The organism is Cardiobacterium valvarum (genome assembly GCF_900460955.1).
In the GTDB taxonomy this organism is placed as follows: domain Bacteria; phylum Pseudomonadota; class Gammaproteobacteria; order Cardiobacteriales; family Cardiobacteriaceae; genus Cardiobacterium; species Cardiobacterium valvarum.
On the sequence record NZ_UFUW01000001.1, the window covers coordinates 618,604 to 636,856 of the forward strand.

The following is an 18,253-nucleotide window of genomic DNA, read 5'->3' on the forward strand; positions in this document are numbered from 1 at the left end:
GAAGAGGTACAGCGGTATGGTGCGCAGATAGCGCACAGTTGTGTCTTCGTTTTAATCCCCATTCCCGCTTCTCATCGGGATGGGGATTGTAGGTTTTGCAGGCGGCTATTCATGCCGGATAGAGGGCGCCGAGGATGCGCGGTTGGCCGCCTGTGGTTGCGGCGAGGGCCAGCGGGCGGCGTTGGATGAATTGTGCGGCGAGCCAGGCAAAGCCTGCTGCTTCCAGTGCCTGAGTCGGAATAGGGCAGGGGGTGCAGCGATAGCCGTGCGTGGCAAGGTGGGTATTGATGCGCTCGACCAAAAAGGCATTCTTGGCGCCGCCGCCGGCAAGGATGATTTCTCCGCCTGTCGGCCGGGCAAGGATGGCATCACTGATGCTGCGCGCGGTGAGTTCGAGCAGGGTGCGCTGCACGTCTGCCGCCGCTTCAATGCCGAGCAGATGGCGATTGAGCCAGTCGTGATGGAAATGGTCGCGGCCGCTGCTTTTCGGCGGTGGGCGGTGGAAATACGGGTCAGCGAGGAAGCGGGCGAGCAGGTCGGGCAGGAGAGTGCCGCTGCGCGCCCAGTCGCCGTCGGCATCAAAGGGCAGGCCGCGATGAGTCTGTATCCAGCCATCCATGAGGCTGTTACCGGGGCCGGTGTCGTAGCCGCTGCTGCCTTGTGCGGTGAGCAGGCTGATATTGGCGATGCCGCCGATATTGATGATGGTGCCGCGTTCTAGGCCGAGCAGGCCACGCTGGAAGAGTGGTGCAAGCGGCGCACCTTGACCGCCGGAGGCGATGTCGCGGCTGCGGAAATCGGCGATGGTGTCGATACCGCTCTGTTCGGCGAGGCGGGCGGGGTTTTGCAGTTGGATGGTGTAGGGCGGATCGTGATCGGGTTCGTGCCGCAGGGTTTGGCCGTGGGCACCAATGGCGGTGATGGCGGCGGCATCCAGGCCGGTTTCCCGGAGCAGGGCAGCGACGGCAGCGGCACTTGCGGCGGCATGTTCCCAGGCGGCGACAGCGGCGCGATGCAGTTCGTTGTCGCCCGGCTGATAGAGGGCGTAGAGCGCGGCGCGCAGGGCAGGCGGCATGGGTTGCTCGCTGTGGGCGAGGTAGGTGTAATGGTCGCCGTCGGCGCGGATGAGCGCGGCGTCGATGCCGTCGAGACTGGTACCAGTCATGATGCCGATGTAGTAGTGGGTCGTCGTGGTCATAAGCGTGAAAAAAGCCCGCTTATGCGGGCTTTTGGTGGTGATGGCGGATTATTTGCCGCTTTCTGCCGGAGCAGCTTCGGCAGGTTTTTCCGCAGCAGCCGGCGCGGTGACTTCGGCGACACTGCTGGCGGCTTCGTGAACGTGTGCCTTGGCGGCATCAACGGCTTCACCCGCTTTTTCTTTCACGGCTTCACCGGCGGCAGCGGCTTTATCGGCGGCTTCGGTAGCGACTTCTTTCGCCTTGTCGGCAGCTTCACCCACTTTTTCTTTCACGGCTTCACCAGCGGCAGCAGCTTTGTCGGCGGCTTCACTGGCAGCTTCTTTTGCCTTGTCGGTCGCCGCAGCGGCGGTTTCTTTCATGTCTTTGGCAGCAGAAGCGGCGGCTTCTTTGCTCTTGTCTTTGGTTTCGTCCGAGCAGGCGGTCAAAACACCGGCAGCAGTCAAAGCAGCCAAAAGGAGTGCGCGCATTGTCATAATAAGTACCTCGTTTGTTTAAGGAAGGAATCGGGGCGCAGTATAGTCATCTGTTGTAATGGCACAACATACGTTCAGGTAATGTTTGCCCCATCCCGCATACTCTCGGCAAAAGCGCCTGATCGGCACGGCTTTCCCGGAGCACCGCTATATAATCCCCGCTTCATCCGCAACCCATAAGGACATCTCCATGCTGCTCGCATTCACCGCCCCCGAAGCGCTTGATGTCGCCCGCGTTGGTGGCAAAGGCTTTGGCCTTGCTCGTGCCACTCAGGCCGGACTGCCCGTACCTGACGGCGTCATCCTGCCGACCGACGCTTATCGCGCTTGGTTCGTCCCCTATCAGGCGCAGGTTGCCGCCCTGCTCGCCGCAAACCGCGACGCGCAGGCACAAAGCGCCGCCATCACCGCCTACCTTGCCACCCAACCCCTGCCGGACGTGCTCACCGCGCAACTCAACGTCCTGCAAACTGCCCATTCTGAACGCTATTTTGCGGTGCGCTCCTCCGGCAGCGCCGAAGACCTGCCCGGCGCCGCCTTTGCCGGCTTGCACGACACCCTGCTCAACGTGCATGGCGTGGATGCCCTTGCTGCCGCCGTCAAACAATGCTGGCTCAGCTTGTGGAATGCCGAAGTCCTGCCTTACCGCGAGCGTCTCGGTGTGGCACATGAAAGCGCGGCAATGGCGGTTGTCATCCAGCAAATGGTGGATGTGGCGGCAGACAGTGCGGCGGGCGTCGCTTTCTCCATTGACCCCGTGCGCGGCGACCTTAACACCGTACTCATCAATGCCGCCTTCGGCCTCGGCGAAACCGTCGTCGCCGGTGAAGCCCCGGTGGACGAATACCGCGTGGATAAAAACGGCAGCGTCAGCAGCCAGAGCATCGCCGCCAAACCGCAGGCGCTCACCCGCGCAGGCGCCATCGACCTGCCGCCTGTGCAGCAGACACGTCCGGTCATCAAACCCGTGCAGGCGGCGCAAATCGCCGTACTGGCGCGCCAGGCCGAAGCCCACTTCGGCTTTCCGCAGGATATCGAATGGGCCTACGAAGGCAGCTCGCTCTACCTCCTGCAATCGCGCCCTATCACCCGCTTCGCACCGCGCTGGACGCGGGATGAATCCGCCGAACGCTTCCCCAACCCCGTCACCCCGCTCACCTGGGAACTCTGCGCAGCAGGCTTCCACCAGTCGCTCAACTACTCCTTTGCGCTGATGGGGCTGCCGCCGCTGCACGACCCGTGGTTCAGCAAAAAAGACGGCTATATCTACGGCAACCAGAACGCTGTGGGCGTCTATGCCGGGCGATTGCCGCTCGCGCCGCTGCGCAACACCGCCAGCCTCAACACCTTCATCGAAAACGGCGGTCTTGCGCGCTACACCTGGATCAGCGAACTGCCGACCCGCTGGATGAACGACCTTGACCACTACCTGCTCGAGCTCGGTCGCTACAACGCTATCGACTACACCGGCAAAACCCTCGCCGAAAGCTGGCGCATCCTGCAAGACATTAACGACCTCGGCACTGCCTACTTTCTGCCAAATATCGCCATCTCGCTCACGCAAACCCTGCTCTACCGCGTCCTGCGTCACGTCCTTGACCTGCTCGAACCCGCCAGTGCCCAAGACACCTTCGATCGCCTCATCAGCGTCGTCGAAACCAAAACCGGTGCCGTCAACCGCGCCATGTGGCAACTCTCACGCCGCCTGCGTGCCCATCCCGAACTCATCAATACGCGCTACCACGACGCCGAAAGCCTGAACACCGCGCTTGATGCCTACCCTGACGTGCGCGACGATTTTGTCCGCTTCCTCACTCAGCACGGCCACCGCGAAGTCGATTTTGACGCCTACCACCCTACCTGGCTGGAAGCGCCGCAAACCGTCTTCACCCAGATACAGATGATGGCAAGCCAGGACGACAGCACCCACGACGACCAATACTGGGATAAAAAAAGCGCCATGTACGCCAGCGAACGCGAACTGCTGGCGCGCGCGCCGGTCGGACTGCGCTTCTTCCTGCAAGAACTCATCCGCCTGGCGCGTACCTACACCGCGCTGGATGACATCGAACACTACCAGACAACCCGCCTCACCCTGCCCTTCCGCCGCGCCGCCCGCGCTGTCGGCGAACACCTCGTCAAACAAGGCGCGCTGGACGAGGCGATGGACATCTTCTTCCTGCCGCCTGCCGAACTCGAACATGCCATAACAAGCGGCGATTACCACAACCTCCGCGCCACCGCTGCGCGTGAAAAAACTGCCTATCAGGACGCCTGCGCCCGCGCCCCGGCCTGGGAATACGGCACGGACAGCGCACCTGCGACGGATAGCGCGAACAGCTGGCAGGGACTGGGCGGCAGCCCCGGCAGCATCAGCGGCGAAGTCTTCATCATCACCGACCCGGCACAATTCGCCGACTTCCCGCAGGGCGCCATTCTTGTCGCCCGCACCACCAACCCTGCCTGGACACCGCTTTTCTACCACGCCGCCGGCGTCATCACCGAAAGCGGCGGCCCACTCTCGCACGGCGCCGTGACCGCGCGCGAACTCGGCATCCCGGCGGTGATGGGCATCCGCGATGCCTGCCACCGCCTGACGAACGGCCAGCGGGTGAAAATCGATGGCAGCCTGGGACGGGTCATCATCCTGTAAAAAAGCGGCAATATTGACAATGCGGAATCGGATAAAAAAATCCTTTTCCGCAATATATTGATAAATTGTCTTTTTTACAGCCGATAATTCCAGATAAAACGGCTTTACAGCGTGAAAACCTCGCGCTATAGTACCCGCAAAGCATAACTGCGAAGTTTGCGTTTCCTACAAACCCCTTGACCCTAATTACATCTCGCCTTGGGGGTCAGACGCAACTGGGTGAGCAAGCTTGTTTTCAAGCAAGAAGCCCGAAAGCTTGTTAAGACCCCCACTTGAACCCTGCGGTTCAAGGGCATAAGGTTAAGCGGCTATCGCGGTTATGCTTTCTTTTTTCTGCAATTCCATGAAAAGGAATTGGGCAAAAATCAGGAGCAATACCGGTTTTGCCAATCAGACTTTCCGGATTTCGTCAAATTTCCGCGCTCTGCCAATTACCGCTACATAATCCACAAACGTATCTGCATACCTGTCAAAAAAAAAGAATGACGGGTATTGTTTGCGTCATATTTTCTCCTTCGTCAAACGCAGCTGAGGTTTCCTCCGGTTGCAGCACAAAAAAAGAGGGCGGACCTTCCGGTTCGCCCTCTTTTTTTGTGCCGTCGTCGCTCAATCGCGGTAGGCGAGATGATAAAGCGCGCCGACCATGACCGCGCCGCCCAGGACATTGCCGAGATAGACGGAGACCATGTTCTCCGCGAACTGCGCCCAGGTGATATCGCCGCCGCCCCAAATCGCTGCCGGGATGACAAACATATTGGCCACGACGTGCTGGAAGCCGATGGCGACGAATACCATCACCGGGAACCAGCAGCCGAGGATTTTGCCGCTGAACGTGTCCGCGCCGTAGCACAGCCACAGCCCCATGCACACCAGCCAGTTGCAGCCGATGCCCGATACCACCGCCTGGCCGAAGCTGACGTCTGTTTTGCCGTGAGCGACAGCGACGGTTTCCGCCAGCGCCGCGCCTTCGGTCAGGCCGACGTAGTGGCCGAAAAACCAGGCAACGAAGAAGGCGCCCAGGACGTTGGTCGCGGTGACGATGAGCCAGTTGCGCGCCCACTGCCGCAGCTTGATGCGCTTTTGCAGCCAGGCGACAGGCAGCGCCATCATGTTGCCGGTGATAAGTTCGCCGCCGCCGAGGAGGATGCAGACGAGGCCAACGGGGAAAACGGCAGCACCGAGCAGTTTGCCGAGACCGGCGAGTTCGTGCGGCATGGCAGCGACGATGCGGATATAGGCGAGATAGCCCACCGAAATGAAAGCACCGCCGAGAAAGCCGAGGACGGCGGGACGGTCAAAACGATTTTCCGCTTTCGCCGTGCCCTTGTCGGCGCTGTACGCAAGGATTTGTTTGGGTTCGAGGCTGGCGCCGGCCATGAGAATCTCCTTTATCGATTGAAAATGAATGAAAAAATGGTTTTCCATCTGGAAAGCGTCGCCTATTTTACAAGAGCGCCTGACCGGGAAGTTGCAAGCGATAAAAAGATGGGGGAGCATCCCCTTTGTGCACGACAGCATTTCGCCAAGCGGCGTAAATGCTGAGCCCGCCAAGCGGCATTAATACTGGATTCGTCACGATGAGGGCAGCAAAAAGGGCGGGAAATCCCGCCCTGTCGCCGTCATCGCGATTACGGCCTGACCGCTATCACTTCTATCTCCACCCCCGCATCTTTCGGCAGGCGGGCGACTTCCACGCAGGAGCGCGCCGGGAAGACACCACCGCCGAATTCGGTGAAAAACGCTTCATAGACGCTGTTCACGTCGGCGAAGTGGTTGAGGTCTTTCACGAAGACGGTGGTTTTCACGATATTGCCTACCTGCAAGCCGGCCTGCTCAATGATGGCCTTGATGTTATCCAGCGATTGGCGGGTTTGCGCCTTGATGTCGGCGGGCATTTCGCCGGTTGCCGGGTTGACGGGGATTTGCCCCGAGGTGATGACGAGGTTGCCCAGATCCATCGCTTGCACATAGGGGCCGATAGCGGCGGGGGCTTTGTCGGTATGAATGACTTTCTGCATGGGTAATCTCCGTATGTTGAAAGGAAATGCATGGCAGGGAAATTGCCGCGCGTATGGTAACACGGCATGTTGTCAGGATTATTTTGTCTCGCCGGCATAGCGGGAAACGATATCGCTTTGGTAATCCCAGTGTGGGTTTTCGATGCCTTTTTTCTTTTGTGCGGCGAAATCGCGCAGGGTAAAGAGGACGTATTTGGACAGTAATAGCAAGGCCGGTACGTTAAAGATTATCAGCAATGCCGAGGCGAAATCGATTAATTCCCACAGGGTGGTCACGGGAATTAGTCCGCAGATGGTTACCAGTGCGCAGCAGAAGAGGCGGTAAGCGAGGACGATATGTGGATTGTTGTTTATCCAGCGCAGGTTGACTTCGCCGTAATACATGTCGGCAATGACGGATTTGAAGCCGAACATCAGCATGGCGACAAAGACAACGTATTTGCCCCAATCGCCGATGCCGAGGTTGAAGGCGCGCTGGGTCAGTTCGATGCCGGTTTCGCCGCTGTCGAGTGCGCCGGTGAGCAGGATGGTAAAAGCGGTGCAGCTGCAGATGATGACGGTGGTGAAGAAGGTGCCGAACATGGCGGAAAAGCCTTGCAGCACGGGATGTTCGACGTTGGCAGTGGCGTGCATGCTGGGCGCGGTGCCGTTACCGGCGTCGTTGGAGAAGAGACCGCGCGCCACGCCGTAGCGGAAGGCGGTGAAGATGGTGTAGCCCGCGACGCCGCCGGCGGCTGAGTCGAAGCTGAAGGCGGATTTCACGATGAGTGCCAGCACTTCCGGGATTTTTTCGAGGTTGCCCAGGATGATGAACAGGGAGAGGAGGAGGTAGGTCACGGCAAGGAAGGGCACGAAGAGCGAGGCAAATTCGCTGATGCGCTTGACGCCGCCAAAGACGATGATGGCGACGAGAGAGACGAGCACCAGGCCGATGAGGACAGGGTGGACGTTGATGACGGTTTTGGTGGCGAGGATGACGGAATTGCCCTGCACCATGGTGTAGAAGAAACCCATGCCGATGATCATGCTGAGGGAGAAGGCGATGGCGAGCGGGCGGCAGTGGAGGCCGCGCGACATGTAGTAGGCGGGGCCGCCGCGATAGGTGCCGTCGCCGTTGCTTTCACGGAAGAGGATGGCGAGGATAGCTTCGCTGAAGCTGATGCCCATGCCGAGTAGAGCCGTGACCCACATCCAGAAGATGGCACCGGGGCCGCCGGAGGCCAGCGCAGTCGCGACGCCGACGAGGCTGCCGGTGCCGAGCTGGCTGCTCAGTGCCGCGCAAAGGGCGCCGAAGCCGGATACACCTTTGCCGTCGTCCGCTTTGCGGTTGTGCATGAGTGCGCCGAAGAGTTTGGGGAAATAGCGGATTTGCGGGAAGGAGAGGCGGAAGGCGAAAAAAATACCGGTACCGAGCAGCAGTCCTGCGACCAGCCAGCCCCAAAAGATGCCGTTAATGGTTTTCAAGAGTTCCATAATGACCTCGATAGTAATGAAGGATAAGAAGCAGCGAATGTTTTTGGTAAGGGATGTGCATCATTTTTTATTGGCTTCTCCCTATTTTTGGCGTGCAAAAACACTGCCGTTTCTTAAGGTAAAAAAGAAACAGCGATGGCAAAGGCCTTCAGGAATGGGCCGCCACTACGGGCGGCCAATTTTTTATTGCGGCAGACGGATGCGGATTAATTCAGCAAAATATTCAGCGCCAGTCAGCAGAATATTGTCGTTGAAATCGTATTTGGCATTGTGAAGCGGCAGGTAGCCAATGCCTTCTTCCTCAGTGCCGTTACCCAAAAAGACGAAACAGCCGGGTATCTTTTGCAGGAAGGTGCCGAAATCTTCGGAAATCATCATTTGCTGGACGTTGCCATCAACGTTTTCCGCGCTGACGGTGTTGTTCGCCGCCTGCAATGCGGTATTGACGCAGGCTTCCCAATTTACGGTTGGCGCAAATTCATGGGTATAGATAAATTCGCATTCGGCGCCGTTCATCACACAGATATGCTCACAAATGCTGCGCATCCGTTCTTCAATCATCCGCTGCGTTTCCGGCGCATAGCTACGGGTATCGCCCTTGATTTCGATATGGGTCGGGATGGCGTTGCGGATGCCGTCGGTATGCAGTTCGGTACAGGAAATAACGATGGGGATGCTTGGGTCAATGTTGCGCGAGACGATGGTTTGCAGGGCGAGGATGATTTCTGCTGCAATCACCATCGGATCGCGGCTCATATGCGGGCGGGCGGCGTGTGAACCCTGCCCCTTGATGCGGATGATGAAGTTGTCTTCGCTGCCCATGATGCCGCCGACGCGGGTAGAGATTGTGCCGGTGCGCATACCCGGCATATTGTGCAGGCCGTAGATTTCTTCGATGCCGAAGCGCTCAATGAAACCGTCATCTAGCATTGCCTGCGCGCCCTTGCCGGGTTCTTCAGCGGGCTGGAAGACAAAACAAACAGTGCCGTTGAAGTTCTTGCGTGCTGCCAGCAGGTGCGCAGCACCGAGCACCATTGAGGTGTGACCGTCGTGGCCGCAGGCGTGCATGCGGTTTTCGGTCTGCGATTTGTAGGGGACATCGCCCTGTTCGACCATTTGCAGACAGTCCATATCGGCACGGATGCCGATAACCCTTTTGCCGTCGCCGCATTTCAGCACGCCGACGACACCGGTTTTGCCGATGTTGCGGTGCACGGTCAGCCCCAGCGCTTCCAGCCTGTCGGCAACGAAGCGCGCTGTGTTCTCTTCTTCAAAGGCACTTTCCGGATGCTGGTGCAGATAATGACGCCATTCGATCATTTGCTGATGCAGTGCTTTCTCGTTCATGGTTCGTTCCTCTTGGGTTGGGTTAATGATTGCGACCTTGCCAAACGATTGCTTCGTAAATGTCCGGCGAAGTATCGCCTTCGGTGCTGATGAGCAATACCCTCGCTTGATCATCCAGCGCCAAGTCGCGGCAAATCGCCTGATATTGCGGACAGGTTTTTAATTCATAGAGCAGCCCCAGGCCGATCGCGCCGGATTCACCGGAGGTGAAGGCCGGATCGGTGCCGGGGCGCGGCGCGGCGGCAATGCGCATGCCGTTTGCAGCGAGGTGGTCGTCGGCGGAGATGAAGGCGGCGGCGTAATCGCGCAGAATAGGCCAGCTGATGATGTTCGGCTCGCCGCAGGCCAGCCCCGCCATGATGGTCTGCATGGCGCCGCTGACGTTGTGCGTTTTGCCGTCGGCTGCCACGGCGGACCGGTAGAGGCAGTGCGCCTGATGCGGCTCGGTGATGATGATGGTGGGCGGACTGTCCGCCATCGTCGAGACGAAGTAACCGGCGATGGCGCCCGCGAAGGAGCCGACGCCCGCTTGCAGGATGAGGTGGGTCGGTGCGGCGGGCAGTTGCGCGGCAGTTTCGTGGGCGAGGGTGAGGTAGCCCTGCATGATCCAGGTCGGGATTTCTTCGTAGCCGTCCCAGGCGGTGTCCTGCACCATCACCCAGCCGTTGACTTCGGCAAGGCGGTTTGCTTCGCGTACGGCGTCGTCGTAGTTGAATTCCGTGATGGTGCACAGCGCGCCGTGTTTGCGGATATTTTCCGCACGCACTGGCGAGGAACCGTGCGGCATCAGTACCACCGCTTTCATGCCGAGCTGTTCCGCCGCCCAGGCGATGCCACGCCCGTGGTTGCCGTCGGTGGCGGTGATGAAGGTGAGGTCGCCCAGTTGCGCTTTCACTTCCGGCGAAGCGAGTTCGGCGAAGCTGAGATCATGGATGTCGCGCCCCAGCCGCTGCGCCAGATAGCGGCCGATGGCGTAAGAACCGCCGAGACTCTTGAAAGCGTTGAGGCCGAAGCGTTCCGCCTCGTTCTTGACGTGGATGGAAGCAAGATCCAGCTTGTGCGCGAGATGCGGCAGGGCAAGCAGCGCGGTCGGCGCATAGTTGGCGAATTTCTGGTGGAAACGGTGCGCGGTGGCGGCAGCAGCGGCGTTGACGATGTCAGTCCCGGCACCTTGTCCGCGCGCTTTCTTCATCGTATTGGCCTGGTAAAGAATCATGTCGTTCATCTGCTTTTCCTTATCATGTTTGAGGCGGGATGAAGGCATTATCGGCACTTCCAACGGTGTTTTGCCGCAGTTTTATGGGGATTATTGCGGTTTTGATGTGTTTTTGGGTTAATATCGCAACATAGTTGCACAGCCCCGGAGACCAACATGAAACTCGATGCCTTCGACAAGAAAATCTTGCAGTACTTGCAGGAGGACAACCGCATCGCCCAGCGCGATCTGGCGGAAAAAGTGAATCTGTCCGCCTCCGCCATCAACCGCCGCATCGCCGCGATGGAAAAAGAAGGGGTGATTAAAGGCAGCGTCGTCGTGGTGGATGCGGCGAAAATCGGCCGGCCGATTACGGTGATTGCTGAAGTGGCGCTTGCCAACGAGCGCCTCGATTTGCTGCGCGAGGCAAAACGGTGTTTCAGCGAATGCCTGCAGGTGCAGCAGGTGTATTACGTTACCGGCGAGTTTGATTTCCTGCTGATTTTCGTGGTGCGCGACATGGCGGAATACGAGGCGCTCACGCAGGAACTCTTTTTCGCCTCCGATAACCTCAAACACTTCCGCACCCTGGTTGCGATGCAGCAGGTGAAACAGGGATTGAGCGTGCTGGCGGATTGATAGGTGGCCGCCAAGCGGCGCGGTTACTGGGCTCTTGCGTAGGGCGGACTTTGGCCCGTCATTGAGGGAGTGAAAGCGTTTTTGCGGCGGGCTGAAGCCCGCCCTACGTTTTGGGAAGCCGCCAAGCGGCGTAAATACTGGACCCCGTCAAGCGGTGAAAACACTGGCCTCGCCAAGCGGCGTGGTTACTGGGCTCTTGCGTAGGGCGGGCTTTAGCCCGCCATTAAGGAAGTGAAAGTATTTTTGCGGCGGGCTGAAGCCCGCCCTACGTTTTGGGAAGCTGCCAAGCGGCGTAAATACTGGACCCCATCAAGCGGTGAAAACACTGGCCTCGCCAAGTGGCGCGGTTACTGGGCTCTTGCGTAGGGCAGGCTTTAGCCCGCCATCAAGGAAGTGAAAGTATTTTTGCGGCGGGCTGAAGCCCGCCCTACGTTTTGGGAAGCCGCCAAGCGGCGTAAATACTGGACCCCGTCAAGCGGTGAAAACACTGGCCTCGCCAAGCGGCGTGGTTACTGGGCTCTTGCGTAGGACGGACTTTGGCCCGCCATTGAGGGGGTGAAAGCGTTTTTGCGGCGGGCTGAAGCCGCCAAGCGTCGTCATTGCTGGGCCCGCCAAGCGGGATAACACCACGCGTTCTCTGCAAAAAAAAGCCCGCACGTGGCGGGCTTACCGGGCGGTGACGTGTCATTGCCGCATCGCGCGGACATAGACCACGTTCGGCAGCACGTTAGCGCCGTTTTCCAGATCTTCCGGGGCGCTGTATTCCGTGACGTTGTGGCTGATGCCGTCCTTGCAGGGCACGAAGATCATCCCCGCCGGGCAGACACCTGCCATGAATTGCACATCGTGGCCTGCGCCGCTCGGCATGTGGCGGTTGCTGAAGCCTTGCGCTTTTGCCTCCGCTTCCACTGCGCCAACGATTTCTGCGGCGAAGACGACCGGGTTGAAGCGCACCAGCGAGCGGTAGCTGATTTCCGTGCCTTCTTCCTTAGCGGCGGCGAGGGCGTAGTCGTGCAGCATCTTTTCCGCCTGTTTCAGCAGCTCGTTGTCGGTGTTGCGCAGGTCAATGGTGCCGACGGCATGGTCGGGGATGACGTTGATCAGGTTCGGTTTGAAGTCGATATAGCCGACGATCGCGACCTGGTTGCCGCCGGGGGTTTTGCTGATTTCACGCGCGTAGGTGGTGATTTTCGTTGCGACCAGTCCGGCGTCGTGGCGCATGCTCATCGGCGTGGTGCCGGCGTGGTTGGTCACGCCCTTGATGGTGTATTCGTTCCAGGAAATGCCCTGCACGCCGGTAACGACGCCGATGTTGATCTTGTCTTTGTCGAGAATCGGCCCCTGCTCGATGTGCAGCTCAAGGTAGCTGTCCACCGCGAAATCGCCCGTTTTCGCCTCGCCCTTGTAGCCGATGGTGGCAAGGGCTTCGCCGACGCTGATACCGTCCAGGTCTTTGGCGGCGAGCACGTCCGCAAGCGGGTACTGTTTCGACCAGACGACGCTGCCCATCATGTCCGGCTGGAAGCGCACGCCTTATTCGTTGGTGAGGAAGGTGACGGCGACCGGGCGGTGCGGGCGGATGCCGGCGTCTTTCAGGGTGGCGACGACTTCAAGGCCGGAGAGGACGCCGTAGTTGCCGTCATAGAGGCCGCCGGTGCCGCCGGTGTCGATGTGCGAGCCGATCATGACCGGCGGCAGGTCGGTTTCACCGGCATAGACGCCGGTAACGTTGCCGATTTCATCGACACGGATGCTCATGCCGAGCGCCTTCATTTTGCCGACGACGTAATCACGGCCGAGTTTGTCCTCGGTGGTCGCGGCGAGACGGCAACAGTCGCCGCCGGGCAGGGCGCCGAGTTTGCCGAGTTCAAAAAGGTTGTCCAGCAGTCGTTTGCCGTTGATGCGCAGTTTTCCGCTCATTTTTCACCTCGTGGGGGTTAGTTTGGGGTGAGCCCAGTGTAGGGAGGCGGCCTGCGGCAGGGCTGCGTTTTTATTGTGGATGACGCAACGGGTTTGCGTTTACTGGCAGGGTTTTACGTGGATGTTTCAGTGGTTTACCGTGGTTTTTCAGTTCCTGGTTATTCCCACCGTGTGAATAGCCGCCAAGCGGCGTGGTTGCTGGGTTGTTAAAAAGCCCTTCCGTGAGGAAGGGCTTTTCTTGGGCACAAGCGGCGGTTTAGTAACAGACGTTGTTGGTGCTGCTCATACGGATGAAGTTCGGCTGGACGATGCCCGTCAACGGGATATCCGGCAGGCGTTCCATGTGTTGCAGGTCGTAGCAGCCAAGCAGCGGTTGGTATTGCCGCCCGAACAGCACTTTTTTGCTGTCGCCGCTGATCCACATATCGAGCACGTCTTCGTCGTAGCCGAAATCGAGCTGGGTGCGGTTGTTCAAGTCAGCGAAGGGGTGGATGCTGAGGTGGCGGTCGCCGCCGACGACAAGGTAGCGGTCCAGCCAGCCGGTGCGGAAGACGCGCGGGCGGTAGCCGAGGTCAAGGCGCTGCGGTTCGTCGCCTTTGTCGAGTTCGTAGATGAGCAGCCGCCCGCTGGTGTCGCCAAAGATGACGTGACGCATGCCGTTGTCGATGAAGGGCTCCAGGAGCGGTTCGTTCAGCTTGCGCGATTTGTACATCGGCCCGGTTTTGATGATTTTGCCGCTGTCGGCGAAGTAGATGATGCCTTCGTCGGCGTAGTAGGTGTTAAAGGCGATGAGGCGGTCTTCAAAGCTCGGTGCGCCGCGCCCCAAGCCACGCGTTTCACCGATATCGATGGTCTGCCAGCCCGCCTCCGGGTTCAGGAAGCTGTATTGGTAAATCAGCGGGGTGTTTTCTTGCAGCACCCAGAAGGTCTGGCTGTAGATGCTGAAGATGGTGGAGAAGCGGGTGTAGAGGTTCTGGAAGGTTTTTTCCGGCACGCTCACTTCGCCGCTGCGGTAATCGATCATGCCGATGCGGTCTTCGAAGACGACGGCGAGTTTGCTGCTCTCCGGCACGAAGACGAGGCGCATGGCGCGGCTGGGGATGGGGATTTCCCGCATGTCGCGGTTTTCGAGGTCGTAGAGGACGATGGCGTAGCGGAGCTGGTCGCTGACGGCAAGGTAGGGTTTGTCGGTGCTGGATGAGAGAACGCGCACGGCGACGGGGAAGCGGATGGTATCGGTCTGCCGCCCGGCTTCGAGGTCAACGACGGCGACTTGCGGCATACCGCTGCTGCCGACGAAGACGTAGCGGGTCGGATCATAGAGGCTTTCCGGCGTGGCAGCGGGCGTTTCAGGCGCATCTTGCGCCCAGAGCGGGCGGGCAAGCAGCGCTGCACCGCCAAGAACGAGGTGACGACGCTTCATGGCGTATCTCCTGCCTGCCTGGCGAGGCACTGCGCATAGGCGAGAAGCGCGTCGCCGTCGTGCAGGGCGCCGGTGGATTTGGCGACCATTTTGCCGTCCACATACCAGGCGGAGAGCGGCAGGCCGACGCCGCCGAGTCTCTTCAGCAGGCTGCTGTCACCGCTGTTATCGCGCGGCAGTTTGTTGATTTTCAGATCGGCGAAGAGGGCATCTATTTGCGCGGCATCATCGCCGAGGTTGAGGGTGATGATGTCAAATGGCGTGTCTTCGCGTTGCGCGAGCTGGTCAAGCAGCGGCAGTTCGGCGCGGCAGGGCGTGCACCACAGCGCCCAGACGTTAAGCAGCGCTACTTTGTGCTTGCCGTCATATTTGATGAGTTCGCCCAGCGGGGTAGCAGCGGAGGCAGGCAGGAAACCTTCCGGCGGGGTGCATTCGGCTTTGGGCGGGTTCATGGGCAGGATAACCGCTGGCCCCGCCAGCGCCGCCGTAGCGGCGAGCAGCAGGGCAGCAAGGGCGTGACGGGTTTTCATGCCTTGTCCCCCCGGTCTTTGGCGATGGCTTTTTCAATGTCGCGCGCGAGTTTGTCTGCGCCACTTTGGTAGTCGAAGACGTCGATCATTTCGCGCTTCGGCGAGAGCAGGTAAATCATGGTGCTGTGATAGACGGTGTAGCCCTGGGGCAGGTCGGGCGGGGTCACTTTTTTGCCTTTGTGGCGGTAGCCGAAGGTGGCATTGAAGCGCTTGGCGGTTGCCTCAATGGTCGGCATGTCGCCGGTGAGGCCGATGATGCGCGGGCTGAAATAATTGGTGTACTGGTTGAGCACTTTTGAATTGTCACGCAGCGGGTCAATGCTGATGAACACGGGCTGGATGACGTCCGGCTCTTTCACCTTTTTCAGCATTTCACCGAATTCGTACAAGGTCGTCGGGCAGACGTCCGGGCAGGAGGTGAAGCCGAAGGCGAGCAGCAGGTATTTGTCGGCAAAAGGCGCATCGGCATCGGTCACGGGTTTGTCTTCCGGGCCGGTCAGGGCGAAGTGGTAGGTATCGCCGATGACGGGCGGCGCGGTCGGCACGGCGGTACCGGTTGGCACCGCATCGGCAGCCATTTCCGTGGTAGCGGCAGAAGCAGTGGTTTCTGAGGTGGCGGCAGGGGTGGTGGTTTCCGGGGCAGCTGCAGGGGCAGCTTGTTCCGCCAGTGTGACAGGGGTGGTGAGGGCGGTGAAGAGGGTAGCGGCGAGGAGGGAACGAAGCGGGTAGGTCATGGCTGACTCCGGTTGAAAAACTACCCGCATTATAGCGGGATGGGCGCATACTTTACCGCTTGCGCGGGCAATCCTGCCGCTTTGTCATGCTGCGGTGAAAGCGCGTGGTTGACCCGGCAGGCGGATGCCGCGCGGCGCCAATCCTAACCAAGCGTAAAGGACGCATCGCCGCGAATCCGCTAAGATGCGCCGCCTCAATCCCCCACTAAGGAGACAACCATGAGAAAAACCCTGCTCGCCACACTTGCCGCCGCCCTCACCGCCGGAGCTGCTTTTGCCGAAGTGCCGCTGAAAGCGCTGCAAGACCTGCCGAAAGATGCCTACATTCCCGCTGGCGTGACCTTCATTGAAGGCGCGGATGACGAAACCGGCGGCGTTGATTTCACCGTACAAAGCAGCGGTAAACTCGCCGATATTGCCGCCGACATTCAGGCCAAAGCACAGGAACGCGGCTGGACCGAGGCGGCGAACGAAGTCGGCGAAGACAGCGCCAAATTCGAATACAAGAAGATGAACGGCGACGAGCTGGAATACAGCGTCAATTACGTCCTCCTGCCGGAAGGCGGCAAGACGCAGATAGAAGTCGTCTTTCTGGATGAACGGAAATAAGCGCTCATGAGCAAAGCCCCACCTGCCGGGGCTTTTTTATATCAACGGCGAACCCGCTGCCATGCCCTTCCTGCTCGCCTTCTTCATCGCCATCGCATCCGTCAATGCCAAGGAAGTCCAGCCATCCTCTGCCGATGTCGCACGTCATCAGGCAGAACTGGCGCTGGCCGCCGGCCACATCGCCGAAGCGCGTTACTGGTATCAGGAGGCGATCGGCCACGACGGTGAGTCTGCCAGCATCGGCGGCGACCCCGCCCTCGTGTACAACCTCGCCATCCTCAACTATGGCGACGGCGTGACCCGCAATCTGCACGAATTGCTGGACTACGCCGCCGCAAGCGGCATCAGCGCTGCTGACGTCCTGCTGGGCGATTTGTACGAGAGCGGACGCAGCGGTTTTCCGCATGATCCCAGCCGTGCTCGCGAGCATTGGCAGCGTGCTGCCGCCGTTGGCGACAATCGCGCTCGTCTACGCCTCGCTGTTGATGACCCCGCTATGCTGGATGCCGCTGCTGCTGCAGGCGATCCCACTGCCTTATGGCTGCTCGCCTCGCAGGAAGAACAGACAGGCGACGCCGCCCGTGCGCTGGCGGATTACCGTCGGGCAGCAGCAAACGGTAGTACCGCCGCGATGACCCGCCTCGGCCTGCACTACCTCAGTCTCAGCCCGCCGCACACTTTTGCCGCGCGGCACTGGCTGGAAAAAGCTGCTGCGCGCGGCGATAGCGTTGCAGAAAACTATCTGCGCTACCTCTATCTGCAACAATCGTCTGACAGCCCCGCCGCACGCACCACCGCCCGCTGGCTCGCCCGCCTCGCCGTCGCACAGGCAAAGACGGATGGCGATCCCACCCCGCCACGCGCAAACCTGATTAGACATTGCGAGATCTGGGGCGGCCCAAGCTGCATCAAGACCGGCGACTGGTACTACCGGCAGGGGCGTTACGCCGCTGCCCGCTACTACTGGGAAAAATCCGTCAAGGCTGACTATGACGATACCGTCCGGATGCTGCTTGGCAGCATGGATTACGACGCCGGCAACCATGCCGCCGCCTATCGCCATTGGGACAATGCTATCCGCCACCGGATGGCAAATGAATATCTTGCCCGCGCGTGGACGGCATGGCCCTGCTACCCCTACAACGTCCCCGCCCACGATAAAGTGCGCCGCGAATGGTGCCGCCTCGCTGAGCCGCTTCTGGATGACGGCACCCGCACCCGCTATTTGAAAGCTTGCGAAGAGTCGCCCATGGCATCGCGCCTATACATCTCACTCCCTCCGATACCGGAAGGATGCCGGAAATGGGTCCTCCCGAATTCCCACAAATAGGCACTGGTTGCCCGCCAAGCGGCGTAAATACCGGCTTCGCGGGCAAGCACCATAATCTCGGCATCACTTCCACCACGGATAACGACCATGTCCCACATCACCCTGCCCCTCGACGACGCCACGCAGCAACTGCTCGAACAGGCTGCCAGCGGGTAAAGCCCCGCCTGCCGGGGCTTTTTGATGCACAGCCCTTCGTATTCGTACACGACAAAAAGCCTCGCAACGATGCCGCTCGGCGAGCCCAGTATTTATACCGCTTGACGGGCCCAGTAACGACGCCGCTTGGCAGATTTTTGTCGTGTACGAAGGCACAGCCAATACAAACCCCGCCAAGCGGGATAAATGCCGGTTTCTCTATTTGAGATGTTGTCGGCAACGTCTCTACATTTTCCGCGCTGTCGTAGTGCTGCCGTGCTATCCAGAACACTATATCCGCTGGCGGGCTATGAATCGTGTTGCCGCCGCTCTGCGCGGATTTCCGCCGCCGATAACGGTACCAATGGCCGCAAACAGGCAGCATCAAAATCCCACATCATCTTTTTGCTGATGATGCCGTGTGCAAACAGATTGACCGCCGTTTCGTGAATAGTGGCGAACGCATCGCTCCTGAATTGCATACGGTTTCTGCCAATGGACAGCCTGTTACTGTAAACCGCCGTCCGGCCCCTACAGGCGCAAGCGCTATAATTGCGCGCCCCACGAACGCCGCA

The 18,253-nt window shown here is 59.7% G+C and carries 15 protein-coding genes, 1 other RNA gene and 1 pseudogene; 5 read left to right on the forward strand and 12 right to left on the reverse strand.

Annotation, left to right across the window (positions count from 1 at the left end; all coding sequences use genetic code 11):
- Positions 1 to 109 precede the first annotated feature (109 nt).
- The gene (locus DY250_RS03025) at positions 110 to 1,198 is read right to left on the reverse strand and encodes an anhydro-N-acetylmuramic acid kinase (protein ID WP_115610857.1); all 1,089 of its coding nucleotides are present in this window, start codon (positions 1,196 to 1,198) and stop codon (positions 110 to 112) included.
- A 48-nt stretch (positions 1,199 to 1,246) separates the two neighbouring features.
- Positions 1,247 to 1,672: a hypothetical protein gene (locus DY250_RS03030; protein ID WP_115610858.1), complete on the reverse strand. Its 426-nt coding sequence runs from the start codon at positions 1,670 to 1,672 to the stop codon at positions 1,247 to 1,249.
- Between the two features lie 190 nt (positions 1,673 to 1,862).
- Between DY250_RS03030 and DY250_RS03035 the strand changes: the two genes are divergently transcribed.
- Both DY250_RS03035 and ssrS read left to right on the forward strand, forming a co-directional pair.
- Entirely contained in the window at positions 1,863 to 4,325 is a 2,463-nt protein-coding gene (locus DY250_RS03035; RefSeq protein WP_115610859.1) for a PEP/pyruvate-binding domain-containing protein, read from the forward strand.
- Between the two features lie 141 nt (positions 4,326 to 4,466).
- Positions 4,467 to 4,649: non-coding RNA, 6S RNA (ssrS, locus tag DY250_RS03040), on the forward strand.
- A 282-nt stretch (positions 4,650 to 4,931) separates the two neighbouring features.
- Here the strand turns inward: ssrS and DY250_RS03045 are convergent.
- From DY250_RS03045 to dpaL, 5 genes are all read right to left on the reverse strand, one after another.
- Positions 4,932 to 5,702, reverse strand: coding sequence for a formate/nitrite transporter family protein (locus DY250_RS03045; protein WP_115610860.1), 771 nt, complete (start codon positions 5,700 to 5,702; stop codon positions 4,932 to 4,934).
- A 251-nt stretch (positions 5,703 to 5,953) separates the two neighbouring features.
- Positions 5,954 to 6,343 (reverse strand): RidA family protein, encoded by a 390-nt coding sequence (locus DY250_RS03050; RefSeq protein ID WP_115610861.1) that lies wholly within the window; start codon positions 6,341 to 6,343, stop codon positions 5,954 to 5,956.
- 78 nt (positions 6,344 to 6,421) lie between these two features.
- Positions 6,422 to 7,816: an alanine/glycine:cation symporter family protein gene (locus tag DY250_RS03055; protein ID WP_115610862.1), complete on the reverse strand. Its 1,395-nt coding sequence runs from the start codon at positions 7,814 to 7,816 to the stop codon at positions 6,422 to 6,424.
- A gap of 183 nt (positions 7,817 to 7,999) precedes the next feature.
- Positions 8,000 to 9,163 carry a M20 aminoacylase family protein gene (locus tag DY250_RS03060; protein WP_115610863.1) on the reverse strand — a complete coding sequence of 388 codons (1,164 nt, stop codon included), beginning with the start codon at positions 9,161 to 9,163 and terminating at the stop codon, positions 8,000 to 8,002.
- A gap of 22 nt (positions 9,164 to 9,185) precedes the next feature.
- A complete protein-coding gene (dpaL, locus tag DY250_RS03065) occupies positions 9,186 to 10,379 on the reverse strand; it encodes a diaminopropionate ammonia-lyase (protein WP_376799540.1) in 1,194 nt (397 codons plus the stop codon).
- A 156-nt stretch (positions 10,380 to 10,535) separates the two neighbouring features.
- Here dpaL and DY250_RS03070 point away from each other — a divergent pair, with 156 nt between their 5' ends.
- A complete protein-coding gene (locus tag DY250_RS03070; RefSeq protein WP_115610865.1) occupies positions 10,536 to 10,997 on the forward strand; it encodes an Lrp/AsnC family transcriptional regulator in 462 nt (153 codons plus the stop codon).
- Between the two features lie 684 nt (positions 10,998 to 11,681).
- Here DY250_RS03070 and DY250_RS03075 read toward each other — a convergent pair.
- The 4 genes and pseudogenes from DY250_RS03075 to DY250_RS03090 form a co-directional block, all read right to left on the reverse strand.
- Positions 11,682 to 12,917 (reverse strand): annotated as a pseudogene (locus DY250_RS03075) (Zn-dependent hydrolase).
- 256 nt (positions 12,918 to 13,173) lie between these two features.
- Positions 13,174 to 14,340 (reverse strand): YncE family protein, encoded by a 1,167-nt coding sequence (locus DY250_RS03080; protein ID WP_115610866.1) that lies wholly within the window; start codon positions 14,338 to 14,340, stop codon positions 13,174 to 13,176.
- Positions 14,337 to 14,870, reverse strand: a complete 534-nt coding sequence (locus tag DY250_RS03085) for a TlpA disulfide reductase family protein (RefSeq protein ID WP_115610867.1) — start codon at positions 14,868 to 14,870, stop codon at positions 14,337 to 14,339. Before DY250_RS03085 ends, DY250_RS03080 begins: the two co-directional genes overlap by 4 nt.
- On the reverse strand, positions 14,867 to 15,604 hold the full coding sequence (locus DY250_RS03090; RefSeq protein WP_245951007.1) for an SCO family protein: 738 nt from the start codon (positions 15,602 to 15,604) through the stop codon (positions 14,867 to 14,869). Before DY250_RS03090 ends, DY250_RS03085 begins: the two co-directional genes overlap by 4 nt.
- Positions 15,605 to 15,823: 219 nt before the next feature.
- Between DY250_RS03090 and DY250_RS03095 the strand changes: the two genes are divergently transcribed.
- Positions 15,824 to 16,213: a hypothetical protein gene (locus tag DY250_RS03095; RefSeq protein ID WP_115610869.1), complete on the forward strand. Its 390-nt coding sequence runs from the start codon at positions 15,824 to 15,826 to the stop codon at positions 16,211 to 16,213.
- 61 nt (positions 16,214 to 16,274) lie between these two features.
- Positions 16,275 to 17,543 carry a tetratricopeptide repeat protein gene (locus DY250_RS03100; protein WP_115610870.1) on the forward strand — a complete coding sequence of 423 codons (1,269 nt, stop codon included), beginning with the start codon at positions 16,275 to 16,277 and terminating at the stop codon, positions 17,541 to 17,543.
- 443 nt (positions 17,544 to 17,986) lie between these two features.
- On the opposite strand, the gene DY250_RS13885 is transcribed toward DY250_RS03100, so the two are convergent.
- Positions 17,987 to 18,160, reverse strand: coding sequence for a hypothetical protein (locus DY250_RS13885; protein WP_172542095.1), 174 nt, complete (start codon positions 18,158 to 18,160; stop codon positions 17,987 to 17,989).
- Positions 18,161 to 18,253 lie beyond the last annotated feature (93 nt).

Excerpts from the sequence above, each read along its gene's own strand:
- DY250_RS03025 (WP_115610857.1), bottom strand. The coding sequence starts at position 1,198 with ATGACCACGACGACCCACTACTACATCGGCATCATGACTGGTACCAGT.
- DY250_RS03030 (WP_115610858.1), bottom strand. The coding sequence starts at position 1,672 with ATGACAATGCGCGCACTCCTTTTGGCTGCTTTGACTGCTGCCGGTGTT.
- DY250_RS03035 (WP_115610859.1), top strand. The coding sequence starts at position 1,863 with ATGCTGCTCGCATTCACCGCCCCCGAAGCGCTTGATGTCGCCCGCGTT.
- DY250_RS03045 (WP_115610860.1), bottom strand. The coding sequence starts at position 5,702 with ATGGCCGGCGCCAGCCTCGAACCCAAACAAATCCTTGCGTACAGCGCC.
- DY250_RS03050 (WP_115610861.1), bottom strand. The coding sequence starts at position 6,343 with ATGCAGAAAGTCATTCATACCGACAAAGCCCCCGCCGCTATCGGCCCC.
- DY250_RS03055 (WP_115610862.1), bottom strand. The coding sequence starts at position 7,816 with ATGGAACTCTTGAAAACCATTAACGGCATCTTTTGGGGCTGGCTGGTC.
- DY250_RS03060 (WP_115610863.1), bottom strand. The coding sequence starts at position 9,163 with ATGAACGAGAAAGCACTGCATCAGCAAATGATCGAATGGCGTCATTAT.
- dpaL (WP_376799540.1), bottom strand. The coding sequence starts at position 10,379 with ATGATTCTTTACCAGGCCAATACGATGAAGAAAGCGCGCGGACAAGGT.
- DY250_RS03070 (WP_115610865.1), top strand. The coding sequence starts at position 10,536 with ATGAAACTCGATGCCTTCGACAAGAAAATCTTGCAGTACTTGCAGGAG.
- DY250_RS03080 (WP_115610866.1), bottom strand. The coding sequence starts at position 14,340 with ATGAAGCGTCGTCACCTCGTTCTTGGCGGTGCAGCGCTGCTTGCCCGC.
- DY250_RS03085 (WP_115610867.1), bottom strand. The coding sequence starts at position 14,870 with ATGAAAACCCGTCACGCCCTTGCTGCCCTGCTGCTCGCCGCTACGGCG.
- DY250_RS03090 (WP_245951007.1), bottom strand. The coding sequence starts at position 15,604 with ATGACCTACCCGCTTCGTTCCCTCCTCGCCGCTACCCTCTTCACCGCC.
- DY250_RS03095 (WP_115610869.1), top strand. The coding sequence starts at position 15,824 with ATGAGAAAAACCCTGCTCGCCACACTTGCCGCCGCCCTCACCGCCGGA.
- DY250_RS03100 (WP_115610870.1), top strand. The coding sequence starts at position 16,275 with ATGCCCTTCCTGCTCGCCTTCTTCATCGCCATCGCATCCGTCAATGCC.
- DY250_RS13885 (WP_172542095.1), bottom strand. The coding sequence starts at position 18,160 with ATGCAATTCAGGAGCGATGCGTTCGCCACTATTCACGAAACGGCGGTC.